The organism is Ruegeria aquimaris (genome assembly GCF_025751555.1).
Taxonomy (GTDB): Bacteria; Pseudomonadota; Alphaproteobacteria; order Rhodobacterales; family Rhodobacteraceae; genus Ruegeria_B; species Ruegeria_B aquimaris.
This window is the reverse complement of sequence record NZ_JAOWLB010000014.1, coordinates 78,544-91,757: the sequence shown is the minus strand read 5'-3', so window position 1 is coordinate 91,757 and position 13,214 is coordinate 78,544. Positions and strand designations below refer to the sequence as shown.

Sequence of the window (13,214 nt, the reverse complement as noted above, 5' to 3'; positions counted from 1 at the left end):
GTTAAGCCCGCTTTAACGCGCGCTTATTTTATCAGATACTCTCCTTTAAGTTGATATTACTTGACGCCCACTCGCGTCAATACCGCCAGGAAGAATCCATCGGTTCCATCCAGAACGGTCCAATGCGCCTCTTCGCTCAAACACCAGTCCGTCTGTTCTGCCAGGAAATCGGCAACAACGTCGCCGTTTTCCTCATGCAGCATCGAACAGGTGGCATAGGCCAGCACCCCATCCGCCGCGACCAACTCAGCCGCGCGCTGCAAGATCGCCCGCTGGATGCGCCCAAGTTCCGCCAGCCGCTCTGGCGTCAGGGCCCATTTGCCATCAGGCGCACGCCGCCACGATCCGCTGCCCGAACAGGGCACATCGGTCAGCACCAGATCAAAGGGCGCCTCCCGGTCCAGGCCCTCGGTCGCAAGCAGCCGGACCTTGGCACCGGCACGCGCCGCGCGCTCGGGCAGGTCGCGCATGCGTTGCTGCGCGGCATCATGGGCCAGAACCTCGCTCTGCATGCGCGCGGCCAGCGCCAGTGTCTTGCCGCCACCGCCCGCGCAATAGTCCAGAACCCGCGCACCCGGTTGCAGCGGCAGCCGTGCCACGATCGCCTGACTGGCCGCATCCTGCAACTCGACCAGCCCCTCCAGATAGGCCTGCGACCGGGCCACCTGGCGCGCGCCCTCCGTCACCTCAAGCGCGGTGTCACAAGCGGGATGCGCCACCGCGGTGATCCCGTCAGCTGCCAGAGCGGCGCTCGCACCGGCCCGATCCGTGCGCAACAGGTTGGCCCGCAGGTGCAGCGGCGCGCGGGTCTGCATGATCCGCCCCGCCTCTTCGGCGCGCGCACCCAGAGCGGCCTGAAACCGGGGCCAGAGCCAGTCGGGAATATCCGCCGCCTCGGCCCCTGGGGCAGGATCGCGCGCCTTGGCGCGCTCCGCCTCTGTCACCGGCTCCGGCGCATGGCCCGCGCCAGAGAACAAGCCATCCACATCACCGCCCTGCGCGCGCACCAGCCCGATCATCAGCCCGCGCCCGGTCGCAGCCCCGCCAAGCGCCGCCAGCGAGCGGCGCCCGCGCAGCGCGTCGAACACATGGTCGCGGATCGCGGCGCGATCCTTGGACCCGGCAAAGCGCGACCGCCGCGCCCAGGTGGTCAGCGCCTGTTCGGCGGGCTTGCCCTCCAGAATCTCGTCCAGGATCTCGATGGCGGCCTGCACCCGCGCCCCCGGCGTCATGCCTTGCGCTCCTGAAGGATATTGCCGCCATCAACCACAATGACCGCCCCGTTGACATATGAGGCCCCTTCCGAGGCCAGAAACGCAACGACCGCCGCCACCTCCTCGGGGGTTCCGGCCCGCCCCGGCGGCGTCGCCCGCGCAGCGATCAGTTCCTCGGCGGTCGAGGCGCCGGTGGCGATCCAGCCGGGCGCCACCGCGTTCACGGTCACCCCATGCGCGGCCTGCTCCAGCGCCAGCGCATGGGTCAGGCCGACCATCGCCGCCTTGGCCGCCGAATAGGCCGCTTCGCCCGGGTTCGACACCAGCGGACCGGTGACCGAGGCCATCATCACCACCCGCCCCCAACCGGCCCGGACCATGTCGGGCAGAAAGGCGCGTGTCGTCAGAACCGCCGTTCGCAGGCTGGCGTCCATCGCGCGATCCCACTCTTCAACGGCCATCTCCAGGAACCCGGCTTGCAAAGCCGGTGCGCCGACCGAGCCCATCCCGGCATTGTTCACCAGGATATCGACCGCGCCGACCGCCGCGCGCAGCCGCGCCACCTGATCGACCTCGGTCAGATCGGCGATATACGCCGACACGTCCAGCCCCTCGGCCCGCAGCGCTGCGGCCCGCTCGTGAATACGGTCGGTGGTCGCACAGATGGCCACCCGGCATCCGGCCCGGCCAAGCGCCCGGGCACAAGCCAGCCCGATGCCGTCTGCGGCGCCCGCCCCGGTGACCAGCGCCCGTTTCATAGGGGGGTTTTCCGGTATCCCGAACCGGCGCGCTCCAGCCGCGCAAACTTGGCGCCGATCATGTGGCTGCCGGTCCAGACCAGCCCCTTGTCCACGATCTCGGCCAGCGCCGCGCGTCGGCTGGCCAGGGCCAGCGGCCCGTCGACATCATACTTCGTCGCGTTCTCCGGATCCGGCAGTTGCAGCGCCTCGGAATGAATGATGTCTCCGGCCAGAACCAAGTATTCTCCGATCCGCAACCCCATATGACCGGGCGTGTGACCCGGAAGTGCCCAAACCGCAATGCCATCGCCCAGATCCGCGTCATCCTCGACACAGCGCAGGGCATCTTCACAAGCGGCCAGCACCTGTCCGCCCAAGCCCTCGGTGCCGCGCCAATGTGCGGCCTCGCGCGCATGCAACACTACCTCTGCTGCGGCATAAACCGACGCCCCGTCTACCAGCGCGCCACCGCAATGATCGCCATGCAGATGGGTAAAGATCACCCGGCTCACATCCGACGGCGCGATCCCCATCGCGGCCAGCCGCTCGGGCATCCGCCCGCCCGCAGGACCAAAACCCGCGCCGCAGCCGGTATCGACCAGCCAGACCCGGCCATCGTCATGCCGCAGCACATAGGCGTTGAACTCGGTCTCGGCCCCACCTAGCCCGGCAGCGGCCAGCAACTCGGCCTGCCTCTCAGCGGAAACCTGGGGAAATACATCCGCGCCAAAGGTCAGCCCGCCATCGACAAGGCAGGTGATCCGCCAAGGTCCCGCTCTGAACGTGTCACCCGTCATCAGCCGATCCGGTAGTTCGGGCTTTCGCGGGTGATCTGCACGTCATGGACGTGGCTTTCCTTCAACCCCGCGCCGGTGATCTTCACGAACTGGCAGTTCTGGCGCATCTCTGCGACGGTGGCGCAGCCGGTGTAACCCATCGCCGCGCGCAGGCCGCCAACCAGCTGGTGGATCACCGCACTGGCCGAGCCCTTGTAGGGCACCTGCCCCTCGATCCCCTCAGGCACCAGCTTGTCGCTGGCGGCATCTTTCTGGAAGTAGCGGTCGGCCGAGCCGCGCGCCATCGCGCCAAGCGACCCCATTCCACGATAACTCTTGAAGCTACGGCCTTGATACAGAATGACTTCTCCCGGGCTCTCATCGGTGCCCGCAATCATCGAACCGACCATGGCACAGGACGCGCCCGCAGCAATCGCCTTGGCGAAATCGCCCGAGAACTTGATGCCGCCATCAGCAATCACCGGCACGTCACCCGCCGCGCCCGCGCAATCCATGATCGCGCTCAGCTGCGGCACGCCCACGCCCGCCACCATCCGCGTGGTACAGATCGAGCCCGGCCCGATCCCCACCTTGACCGCATCGGCGCCGGCGTCGATCAGGGCCTTTGTCGCCTCGGCAGTGGCCACGTTGCCCGCGATCACCTGCACCGCGTTCGACTGCGCCTTGATCCGCTTGACCGCCTCGATCACGCCAGCCGAATGGCCATGCGCGGTATCGACCACCACGATATCGACGCCCGCGTCGATCAGCGCCTCGGACCGGGCAAAGCCGCTGTCGCCAACGGAACTCGCGGCCGCCACCCGCAACCGGCCCAGCTCGTCCTTGCAGGCGGTGGGGTTCAGCACCGCCTGTTCGGTGTCCTTCAGCGTCAACAGACCGGTCAGACGCCCCTTGCCATCATGCACCAGCAGTTTCTCGATCCGCCGCGCCCGCATCAGGCTCTTGGCCTGGTCCAGATCCGCGGGTTCGGCCAGCATGGCCAGGTCGTTGGTGGTCATCACCGCGCTCACCGGCATGTCGTCGCTGGTGGCAAAGCGCATGTCGCGGTTGGTGACGATGCCAACGATATGGCCCCTGTCGTCCACCACCGGAAAGCCGGTGAAGTTGTACCGTTCCACCAGCGCCCGCGCATCCGCGATGGTCTGGTTCGGTTTCAGGGTGACCGGGTTATAGACGATACCACTTTCAAACCGTTTCACCCGGCGCACTTCGCGCGCCTGTTCCTCGATCCCGAGGTTCTTGTGGATCACGCCCATGCCGCCCGCCTGCGCCATGGCAATCGCCATGCGCGCCTCGGTCACCGTGTCCATGGCCGAACTCAGGAGCGGAATGTTCAGCTTGATCTCGCGTGTCACCCGTGTCCTGGTATCGGCCGTCGAGGGCAGCACCGACGAGGCCGCCGGAACCAGAAGAACGTCGTCAAAGGTGAGAGCCTCACGAATCTGCATATGCGGTCCCCATGCATAATCCCGTTTGGCGGTGACCCTATGGCACAGTTACCCGAGAGGGAAAAGGGCCTGAGGCAAGAAAACCCGGCCCCACCCCGGGACTGATCTGTGTCAAGGCACTGTCACCCTGCGGCGCTATCCCTATGTGTGCGCAAACAGACCAAGGAACATCTCATGCCCGGACCCCTCGACGGCATTCTCATCCTCGACCTGACCCATGTTCTGGCCGGACCATATGCCAGCATGACGCTGGCCGATCTGGGGGCAAGGGTGATCAAGGTCGAACGCCCCGGCACCGGCGACGACACCCGCGCCTTTCCGCCGTTCAAAAACGGCGAGAGCGCCTATTTCGCCGCCATCAACCACGGCAAGGAAAGCATCGCGCTGGACCTGAAATCGCCCGAGGATCGCGTGATCTTCGAGAGGCTGCTGGCGCGCGCCGACATTCTTCTGGAAAACTACCGCCCCGGCGTGATGGAGCGCCTGGGTTACGGCTGGGAGGCGCTGCATGCGCGACACCCCAAACTGATCTATGGCGCGGTCTCGGGCTTTGGCCATACCGGCCCCGAGGCCGAGCGCCCCGCCTATGACATGGTGGTGCAGGCGCGCGGCGGGGTGATGTCGATCACCGGCGAGCGCGACCGCGAGCCGGTGCGCGTCGGCGCCTCGATCGGCGATATCGTGGCCGGGATGTTTCTGGCCCAGGGCGTGCTGGCCGCGCGGCTGGAGGTCGAGCGCGGCGGCAAGGGGCAGAAGATCGACATCTCCATGCTCGACAGCCAGCTGGCACTTCTGGAACATGCGATCGCAATCACGACAGCAACGGGACAGCCGCCGCGCCCCTCGGGCGCGCGCCACCCCTCGATCACCCCGTTCGAAACCTTCCATGCCGAAGACGGCCTCTTTGTCATCGCGGCCGGAAACGACGCGCTCTTTGCCAAGCTGTGTACCGCGCTTCAACTGCCGCTCGCCGGTGATCCGCGCTTTGCCACCAACCCGGCCCGCTGCCAGAATGCCCGCCTCTTGAAACGCCTGATCGAGGCGGTAACGCTCGACCGGCCCAAGGCGCATTGGATCGCGCTGCTGACTCGCGCGGGCGTCCCCACCGGCCCGATCCAGAACGTGGCCGAAGTTCTGAAAGACCCCCAGATCCGTGCCCGCAACATGGTGGTCGACATTCTGGACCGCGACGGCGCACCGGCCTATGTCGCTGCCGGCAACCCGATCAAGATGTCGGCCCTGCCCGATCCCACCACCCGCGCCGCCGCGCCCGCGCTGGACGAAGACCGTAGCGCGATCCTCGCATGGCTCGATCAGGAGCCAGAAGCCTGATCGGACAGCCCTGCCCTCGGCAATGGAAATTACCGCCAAAACCGGGTAAGCTGCCTTGGGACCTGCACCACACAAGGAGCGAAGCGGATGGCGGAATTCGTCGTTCACCATGCCGAGGGTCTGGTCCGGGTCACCTGGCAGCCCGCGCTTCAGGCGGTCTACCTCAAATGGTACAGCGAATACGATGAAGGAACCCGCGTCCGCGACGCGGTCCTGGCGGTGCTGGCCTGGGTGCGCACCAACAAGGTCGAACACTGGGTCGCCGATGTCTCGACCTCGCCCCATGCGCTTTCCGAACGTGACTACGAATGGGTCAGCGGCGAGGACTTCCGCGCCGCCGTTCTGGATTCGCCTTTGCGGAAATTCGTGCTCATCCCGCCGCTCCCCGAATCCGGCCAGGACGATGCCTGGGTGGCCGACTGGGAGGCTAACACCCTGTCCCGCTTTGGCGACCGTGTCAGCGCCCGTGTCTGCAAGACACTGGACGAGGCCCGGGATTTCCTGTCGGAACCGGTGGCATAGCGACACGACCCCACGTCGAAACTCACATTCGCGGCGTATCTTTTTCGCCCGAATGCCGCCCCCGGACAGGAAAATGCCGCGCGCCGCCTTTCCGCTGGCGCAAAACACAATATTGTCGCGCACAATCGGTAGACCGGAAGGCAATAGCATGAGCAGCGATCCCCTCGTCGTATTCACCCCCTCGGGCAAGCGGGGCCATTTTCCCGTCGGCACCCCGATCCTGACCGCCGCGCGGCAATTGGGCGTCGATCTCGATTCGGTCTGCGGCGGGCGCGGCATCTGCTCGAAATGCCAGATCACCCCGTCCTATGGCGAGTTTCCCAAACATGGCGTCACCGTGCGCGACGGCGCGCTCAGCGAATGGAACGCGGTCGAACAGCGCTATCAGGACAAGCGCGGCCTGAAAGAAGGCCGCCGCCTTGGCTGTCAGGCCACCGTTCAGGGCGACGTGGTGATCGACGTGCCCCCCGAAAGCCAGGTCCACCGCCAGGTGGTGCGCAAGGCCGCCACCGCCCGCGCCATCACCATGGACCCGGCCACGCATCTCTATTTCGTCGCGGTCGAGGAACCCGACATGCACGAGCCGACCGGCGATCTCGAACGTCTGCAACGCGCGCTCAAGGCGCAATGGGGCATTGGCGAGGTCACCGCCGACCTGTCGCTGCTGGCCAAGCTGCAACCGGCCCTGCGCAAGGGAGAGTGGAAGGTCACCGTGGCCCTGCACAAGGGGCACAATGACACCAGCCACCGGATTCTGGAAATCTGGCCCGGCTATTCCGAGGAACGGATCTATGGCCTTGCCATCGACCTCGGCTCCACCACCATCGCCGCGCATCTGTGCGACCTGCGCAATGGCGAGGTCAAGGCCTCCAGCGGCCTGATGAACCCCCAGATCCGCTTTGGTGAGGATCTGATGAGCCGGGTCAGCTATTCGATGATGAACCCCGGCGGCGACCGCGAGATGACGGCGGCCGTGCGCGAGGCGATCAACGACCTCACCCGCTCCATCGCCACTGAGGGCGGCATCGAGCCGCGTCAGATCGTCGAAACCGTGTTCGTCTGCAACCCGGTGATGCACCACCTTCTCCTGGGCCTCGACCCGGTCGAACTGGGCCAGGCGCCCTTTGCGCTCACCACCTCTGACAGCCTGTCGCTGCCCGCCCGCGAGATGGGGCTCGATGCGATGAACCCGCGCGCGCAGGTCTATATCCTGCCCTGCATCGCGGGCCATGTGGGCGCAGACTGCGCCGCCGTGGCACTGTCCGAGGAACCTGGCAAGTCCGAGGATCTGGTACTGATCGTCGATGTCGGCACCAATGCCGAGATCCTGCTGGGCAACACCACCCGGGTTCTGGCCTGTTCCTCGCCCACCGGCCCCGCCTTCGAGGGCGCGCAGATCAGCTCGGGCCAACGCGCCGCCCCCGGCGCCATCGAGCGGATCGAGATCGATCCCATCACCAAGGCCCCCCGCTTCCGCGTCATCGGTTCCGACAAATGGTCCGACGAAGAAGGCTTTGACACCGACATCGCCACCACCGGCATCACCGGCATCTGCGGCTCGGGCATCATCGAGGCCGTGGCAGAGATGCGCATGGCGGGCCTTCTGGACGAAAGCGGCCTGATCGGCTCGGCCGAGCAGACCGGCACCTCCCGCTGCGTGCCCGAAGGGCGCACCCATTCCTATCTGCTGCACGACGCCTCGGAAACCGGCGGCCCGCGCATCACCGTGACCCAGGGCGATATCCGCGCCATCCAGCTGGCGAAATCGGCGCTCTATGCCGGTGCGCGCCTGTTGATGGACGAGATGGGGGTCGACCGGGTCGACCGGATCGTGCTGGCCGGGGCCTTTGGCGCCCATATCTCGACCAAGCACGCGATGGTGCTGGGCATGATCCCCGACGCGCCGCTCGACAAGGTCACCAGCGCCGGCAATGCCGCCGGCACCGGCGCCCGTATCGCCCTGTCGAACATCGGCGCCCGGGCCGAGATCGAGCGTGTGGTGCGCGAGATCACCAAGGTCGAGACCGCGATCGAACCCAAGTTCCAGGATCATTTCGTGGCCGCCAACGCGATCCCGCACAAGACCGACCCGTTCCCGGACCTCTATTCGGTCGTCACCCTGCCCAAGGTGTCCTTCAACACCGGCGGCGGCGACGACGACGGGTCTGGCCGCCGCCGACGCCGCAGGGCATGATGCCCCCCGAAAGGGAGGCATCATGACAGCGACAAACCAGGATCAGGCCGAGTATTGGGGTAAATCCGCTTCGGGCATGAAGTGGCTCACCTTTGAAGAGCAGATCGCCGCCTCTTTTGCGCCGGTGGTCGATCTGCTGCTCGACCGTGCCGCGCTGGAACCGGGCCAGCGTGTGCTGGATATCGGCTGCGGCCTGGGCGACGTCACCCTTGCGGCCGCCCGCGCAGTGGGGCCAACCGGCCACGCGCTGGGCGTCGATATCTCGACCCCCTTCCTGGACCGCGCCCGGCAGCGCAGCAGTGGAATGGGCAACGTGGAATACGCCCTTGCCGATGCCCAGACCGAGCCCTTTGCCCCGGCCGACCGCGACGCTATGATCTCGCGCTTTGGCATGATGTTCTTTTCCGACAACGTGGCGGCTTTCGCCAACATCGCGCGGGCGCTGAAACCCGGCGGGCGCATGACCTTTGCCGCATGGGGGCCGCTGGCTGGAAACCCCTGGTTCTACATTCCGCATCGCGCCGCCACCGACCGGCTGGGCCAGATGCCCAAGGTCGACCGCAACGCGCCGGGTCCACTGGCCTTTCATGATATCGACCGGGTCACCGGCCTGATGGCCAAGGCCGGGCTGGCCGATATCGAAGCGCGGGCCTCCGATTTGAACCTGACCCCGCCCGGCGGGCTAACGGGAGCCTCGGCGCTCTGTACCCGCCTGGGACCCGCCGCGCGCGTTCTGGCCCATTTCGACGGGTCCGAGGCGGACGAGGCCGCCATCCGCGACGCGGTCAGCGCGGCGCTCGAACCTTACGTCGAGGACGGTCGGGTCCTGATGCCCGCCACCATCAACCTGTTCCAGGCCCGGCGCGCGCGAACCGCTTGACGCCGCCTTGACACTTGCGTATTCGATCCCGGAGAGCGCGGGTATGGTGTAGTGGTAGCGCGCCGGCTTCCCAAGCCTGAAGTGCGGGTTCGATTCCCGCTACCCGCTCCAAAATCTCAGATGGCTTTTCCCTGTTCTGTTGTCCAGAGCGGATAAATGCCCGGAAAACGGATGTTCTCCGGGCCAGAAGCAATTGTTGTTCGATGCTGCTGAACCTAACCGGTCAGCGCATCCTTGAACTGTTCCCGCAGGGTTCGCTTCAGCACCTTGCCCGTGGCATTCAGCGGCAGCGCGTCGACAAACACCGCCTTGTCCGGCACCTGCCACTTTGCGATCTTGCCATCGAAATACTCCAGCAGCTCCGCCTCACTGGGGTCTTCCCCCTCGGCCTTGACCGCCACCAACAGCGGGCGTTCGTCCCATTTGGGATGCGGCACGCCGACCACGGCAGCGGTGGCCAGCTTGGGATGGGCCACGGCGATATTCTCCAGCTCGACCGAGCTGATCCATTCGCCACCCGATTTGATGATGTCCTTGGACCGGTCGCGGATGGTCATGTATCCATCCGGGTCCAGCGTCGCCACATCGCCGGTGGCAAACCAGCCGTCCTGCAAGACTTCGGTGCCTTGCATCTGGAAGTACCCGTCCAGCACCCAATGCCCGCGCACCATCAGATCGCCCTGCGTCACCCCGTCATTGGGCAGCGTCTTGCCATCGTCATCGACGATCTTCAGCTCGACCCCATAGGGCGGCCGCCCCTGGTTCTCGCGCAGCTTGTGCTGCGCCTCGACCGGCAACGCCCGGTGCTTGGCCAATGGCTGGTTGGTGGTGCCCAGCGGGCTCATCTCGGACATGCCCCAGGCATGGATCGTGTCCACGCCATAAACGTCGCGGAAGGTGGCTATCATCGACGGCGGGCAGGCCGAGCCACCGATCACCGTTCGCGTCAGGCTCTCCAGCTTGCTGCCTTTGGCCTTCGCCACCGCCAGCAGCCCCTGCCAGATCGTCGGCACCCCCAGCGCGATGGTCACGCCGTACTGGTCGATCAGCCCCACCAGCGCATCGCCATGCAGGTCCGGACCCGGCAGCACAATGCTGGCGCCCACCATGGCGCAGGCATAAGGCGTACCCCAGGCGTTGACATGGAACATCGGCACCACCGGCAGCACCACGTCTGCGGCCGAGAAGCCGATGCAATCTGGCGTGTTCGACCCGAAACTGTGCAGCATGGTGGAGCGATGCGAATAGAGCACGCCCTTAGGATGCCCCGTTGTCCCCGAAGTGTAACACAGGCTCGACGCGGTGCGCTCGTCCAGTTCCGGCCAGTCAAACCCGGCATCGCCCGTCTCGATCAACTCGTCGTAAAATTCCAGCCCCGGCAGCGCCGCCGCCGCCGCATCGTCGCGCGGCCCCATCAACACCAGATGCTCGACCCCGACCAGATGCTCCCTGATGCCCGCGATCAGCGGCACAAAGGTGGCATCGAAAAAGATGACCTTATCCTCGGCATGGTTGATGATGTAGATCAACTGTTCCGGGAACAGGCGCGGGTTGATCGTATGCAGCACGAACCCCGCCCCCGACACCCCGTAATAAAGTTCCAGATGACGCCGGTTGTTCCAGGCCAGCGTCGCCACCCGCGCCTGCGGCGCCAGCCCCAGCCGCGTCAGGGCCGAACCCATGCGCCGCGCATTGGCCGCGATCCCGGCCCAGCTCGTCTCCTCGATACCGCCACCGGTGCTGACCGACCAGATCGGCGTCTCCCGGTGATAGCGTGCGGCGTGGTCGATCAAGGACGAAATCAACAACGGCTGCGTCATCATCTGTCCGAACATGGACATCTCCTCTCCTGCCTCCGCGCACCGGCCATCGGTGGCAGAGCCTCCCATCATTTCCAGGATCGCGGCGCGCATGCGCCGCCTCCCTCCCCTCGCTGGCACCCTGCCAAGACCGGCAGGCCATGACAATATCCCGCTTGTCATGTGCCGCCACGACAGTTAGCCCGATGTCATGCAGCTTCGATACCACACCCCGCTTTCCGCGCAGGAACAACTGGCCCAGGGACTGACCGCCCCGCAACCGCTGGCGCTGGCCGACCGGGTGCGCTTTGCCGAGCTCGACATCCTCAACCACGTCAACAACAAGGCCTATGTCGAGTGGTTCGAAACCCTTCGCGTTGCCTATGTGAACAGCTTCTGCCGGCCGTTCTTCGACGGGCCGGAACCCCGGATCGTGATCCGCAACGCCAACCTCCACTATGTCCGCGAGATGGTGCAGGACGAGGATTACATCGTCACCGCCCGCGTCACCGGCTTTCGTCAGTCCTCTTTCACGATGGAGCAACAGCTCTGGTCCGGCGACCTGCGCGCCCGGCTTGAGGCGGTGATGGTGGCGATGATGCCCGACGGCTCGGGCAAATACCCCCTGCCCGCCCGCCTGACCCGTCAGTTCATCGACCGCGACGGCGCACAGCCGGCTTAGCGGCTGCGCAGAACATAGGCGACAAGAGCAGCGGTCGAACCGTCCTTGGCCGCCGCACTTTCGGTCCCGTCCACGATCGGGCCCAGCGAGGTGGCCAGTTCCTTGCCCAGTTCCACCCCCCACTGATCGAAGGAGTTGATGCCCATGATCACCCCTTCGACAAACACCCGGTGTTCGTAAAGCGCGATGATCGCGCCCAGCACCCCGGGCGTCAGCTTCGGATAGATCAGCGTGGTGGAGGGGCGGTTGCCCTCGAACACCCGGTGCCGCGCCTGCCGTTCCAGCTCGGCGCCCTCAAACCCCTTTCCCGACACGATCCGGCGCGCCGCCTCCAGCGGACGGCCGCGCATCAGTGCCTCGGATTGCGCCAGGCAATTGGCCACCAGCAGCCGGTGATGATGCGCCAGCTCGGGCTCATGCCCCCGCGCAGCCAGCATGAATTCGCAGGGCACCACCTGTTTGCCCTGATGGATCAGCTGGTAGAATGCGTGCTGCCCATTGGTGCCCGGCTCGCCCCAGACAATAGGCCCCGCCGCCTGCGCCAGCGGTGTGCCATCCATCGCCACCGACTTGCCGTTCGATTCCATTTCCAGCTGCTGGAAATAGGCCGGTAGCCGCGCCAGCCGCTGATCATAAGGCAGCACCGCCCGGCTCGGATAACCGCAGATCTGGTGATGCCAGATCCCCACCAGAGCCAGCATCACCGGCATGTTCTGGGTCCAGGGCGCGGTCCGGAAATGCCGGTCCATTGCCTGACCGCCGCGCAGGAAGGCATCGAAATCCTCGGGCCCCACCGCCAGCATCAGGCTCAGCCCGATCGGCCCCCACATCGAATAGCGCCCGCCGACCCAATCGGCGAAGCCAAAGACATGGCCTGCCGGTATGCCGAACGCGGCGGTCCGGTCCTCGGCCGTCGACACGGCCGCGAACTGCCGCGCCGGATCGCCACCGCCCGCCACCATCCAGTCGCGCGCCGTGCGCGCATTGGTCATCGTCTCGATGGTAGTGAATGTCTTCGATGCGACAATCACCAGCGTTCGCGCCGGATCGAGCCCGCGCAAAGTGTCGGCAATATGCGCCCCGTCCACATTCGATACGAAATGGCAGCGCGGCCCGTCGTGATAAGGCGCCAGCGCCAGCACCGCCATCGCCGGTCCCAGGTCCGAGCCGCCGATGCCGATATTGACCACATCGGTAAAACCGCCGCCCGCGCCCGCGATCCGGCCCGACCGCACCGCGCCCGCAAACGCGCGCATCCGGTCCAGCGTCGCCCGTACCCCGGGCATCACATCGGCCCCGTCGACCCACACCGGCCCACCGTCGAGATTGCGCAAAGCGGTGTGCAGCACCGCGCGCCCCTCGGTCTCGTTGATCGGCGCGCCCGAAAACATCGCGTCGCGCCGCGCCGCCAGCCCGGCCCGGTCGCACAGCGCCACCAGCGCCGCGCGCACTTCGGCGTCCACTTGCGTCTTGGAGTAATCCAGCAGCATCTCGCCGAGCTGGACAGAGAAGCCCGCCACGCGGTCGGGATCGCTTGCAAAAAGATCAACAATCCGGCGCCCGCCCAGACCGGCGTGCAATGCGTTCAAATCGTGAAACATGAAAA

Annotated in this window: 11 protein-coding genes and 1 tRNA gene; 6 read left to right on the top strand and 6 right to left on the bottom strand. The window is 66.2% G+C overall.

Annotated features, from left to right (window positions below):
* Positions 1 to 56: 56 nt before the first annotated feature.
* From OE747_RS17325 to guaB, 4 genes are read right to left on the bottom strand one after another with little or no spacing between them, the layout of a single operon-like run.
* A complete protein-coding gene (locus OE747_RS17325; protein WP_263829810.1) occupies positions 57 to 1,232 on the bottom strand; it encodes an RsmB/NOP family class I SAM-dependent RNA methyltransferase in 1,176 nt (391 codons plus the stop codon).
* Positions 1,229 to 1,972: an SDR family NAD(P)-dependent oxidoreductase gene (locus OE747_RS17320; RefSeq protein ID WP_263829809.1), complete on the bottom strand. Its 744-nt coding sequence runs from the start codon at positions 1,970 to 1,972 to the stop codon at positions 1,229 to 1,231. The genes OE747_RS17325 and OE747_RS17320 overlap by 4 nt, the downstream gene beginning before the upstream one ends.
* Positions 1,969 to 2,751, bottom strand: a complete 783-nt coding sequence (locus tag OE747_RS17315) for an MBL fold metallo-hydrolase (protein ID WP_263829808.1) — start codon at positions 2,749 to 2,751, stop codon at positions 1,969 to 1,971. The genes OE747_RS17320 and OE747_RS17315 overlap by 4 nt, the downstream gene beginning before the upstream one ends.
* On the bottom strand, positions 2,751 to 4,199 hold the full coding sequence (gene guaB, locus OE747_RS17310) for an IMP dehydrogenase (RefSeq protein WP_263829807.1): 1,449 nt from the start codon (positions 4,197 to 4,199) through the stop codon (positions 2,751 to 2,753). Before guaB ends, OE747_RS17315 begins: the two co-directional genes overlap by 1 nt.
* A 174-nt stretch (positions 4,200 to 4,373) precedes the next feature.
* Between guaB and OE747_RS17305 the strand changes: the two genes are divergently transcribed.
* The 5 genes from OE747_RS17305 (at position 4,374) to OE747_RS17285 (ending at position 9,238) form a co-directional block, all read left to right on the top strand.
* The gene (locus tag OE747_RS17305; protein WP_263829806.1) at positions 4,374 to 5,531 is read left to right on the top strand and encodes a CaiB/BaiF CoA transferase family protein; all 1,158 of its coding nucleotides are present in this window, start codon (positions 4,374 to 4,376) and stop codon (positions 5,529 to 5,531) included.
* Between the two features lie 87 nt (positions 5,532 to 5,618).
* A complete protein-coding gene (locus tag OE747_RS17300) occupies positions 5,619 to 6,053 on the top strand; it encodes a hypothetical protein (protein WP_263829805.1) in 435 nt (144 codons plus the stop codon).
* A 148-nt stretch (positions 6,054 to 6,201) separates the two neighbouring features.
* On the top strand, positions 6,202 to 8,247 hold the full coding sequence (locus OE747_RS17295; protein WP_263829804.1) for an ASKHA domain-containing protein: 2,046 nt from the start codon (positions 6,202 to 6,204) through the stop codon (positions 8,245 to 8,247).
* Positions 8,248 to 8,269: 22 nt separating this feature from the next.
* Positions 8,270 to 9,127, top strand: coding sequence for a class I SAM-dependent methyltransferase (locus OE747_RS17290; protein ID WP_263829803.1), 858 nt, complete (start codon positions 8,270 to 8,272; stop codon positions 9,125 to 9,127).
* Positions 9,128 to 9,164: 37 nt separating this feature from the next.
* Positions 9,165 to 9,238, top strand: a tRNA-Gly gene (locus tag OE747_RS17285).
* A 104-nt stretch (positions 9,239 to 9,342) separates the two neighbouring features.
* Here OE747_RS17285 and OE747_RS17280 read toward each other — a convergent pair.
* Positions 9,343 to 10,962 carry a long-chain-fatty-acid--CoA ligase gene (locus OE747_RS17280; RefSeq protein ID WP_263829802.1) on the bottom strand — a complete coding sequence of 540 codons (1,620 nt, stop codon included), beginning with the start codon at positions 10,960 to 10,962 and terminating at the stop codon, positions 9,343 to 9,345.
* A gap of 175 nt (positions 10,963 to 11,137) precedes the next feature.
* Here OE747_RS17280 and OE747_RS17275 point away from each other — a divergent pair, with 175 nt between their 5' ends.
* Positions 11,138 to 11,608, top strand: a complete 471-nt coding sequence (locus OE747_RS17275) for an acyl-CoA thioesterase (protein ID WP_263829801.1) — start codon at positions 11,138 to 11,140, stop codon at positions 11,606 to 11,608.
* Here the strand turns inward: OE747_RS17275 and pgi are convergent.
* On the bottom strand, positions 11,605 to 13,209 hold the full coding sequence (gene pgi / locus OE747_RS17270; RefSeq protein WP_263829800.1) for a glucose-6-phosphate isomerase: 1,605 nt from the start codon (positions 13,207 to 13,209) through the stop codon (positions 11,605 to 11,607). The two genes, OE747_RS17275 and pgi, sit on opposite strands and share 4 nt — an antisense overlap.
* Between the last annotated feature and the right edge of the window lie 5 nt (positions 13,210 to 13,214).

Bases quoted from the DNA above. Each gene is read 5' to 3' on its own strand.
- OE747_RS17325 (WP_263829810.1), bottom strand. From the start codon at position 1,232: ATGACGCCGGGGGCGCGGGTGCAGGCCGCCATCGAGATCCTGGACGAG.
- OE747_RS17320 (WP_263829809.1), bottom strand. From the start codon at position 1,972: ATGAAACGGGCGCTGGTCACCGGGGCGGGCGCCGCAGACGGCATCGGG.
- OE747_RS17315 (WP_263829808.1), bottom strand. From the start codon at position 2,751: ATGACGGGTGACACGTTCAGAGCGGGACCTTGGCGGATCACCTGCCTT.
- guaB (WP_263829807.1), bottom strand. From the start codon at position 4,199: ATGCAGATTCGTGAGGCTCTCACCTTTGACGACGTTCTTCTGGTTCCG.
- OE747_RS17305 (WP_263829806.1), top strand. From the start codon at position 4,374: ATGCCCGGACCCCTCGACGGCATTCTCATCCTCGACCTGACCCATGTT.
- OE747_RS17300 (WP_263829805.1), top strand. From the start codon at position 5,619: ATGGCGGAATTCGTCGTTCACCATGCCGAGGGTCTGGTCCGGGTCACC.
- OE747_RS17295 (WP_263829804.1), top strand. From the start codon at position 6,202: ATGAGCAGCGATCCCCTCGTCGTATTCACCCCCTCGGGCAAGCGGGGC.
- OE747_RS17290 (WP_263829803.1), top strand. From the start codon at position 8,270: ATGACAGCGACAAACCAGGATCAGGCCGAGTATTGGGGTAAATCCGCT.
- OE747_RS17280 (WP_263829802.1), bottom strand. From the start codon at position 10,962: ATGTTCGGACAGATGATGACGCAGCCGTTGTTGATTTCGTCCTTGATC.
- OE747_RS17275 (WP_263829801.1), top strand. From the start codon at position 11,138: ATGCAGCTTCGATACCACACCCCGCTTTCCGCGCAGGAACAACTGGCC.
- pgi (WP_263829800.1), bottom strand. From the start codon at position 13,209: ATGTTTCACGATTTGAACGCATTGCACGCCGGTCTGGGCGGGCGCCGG.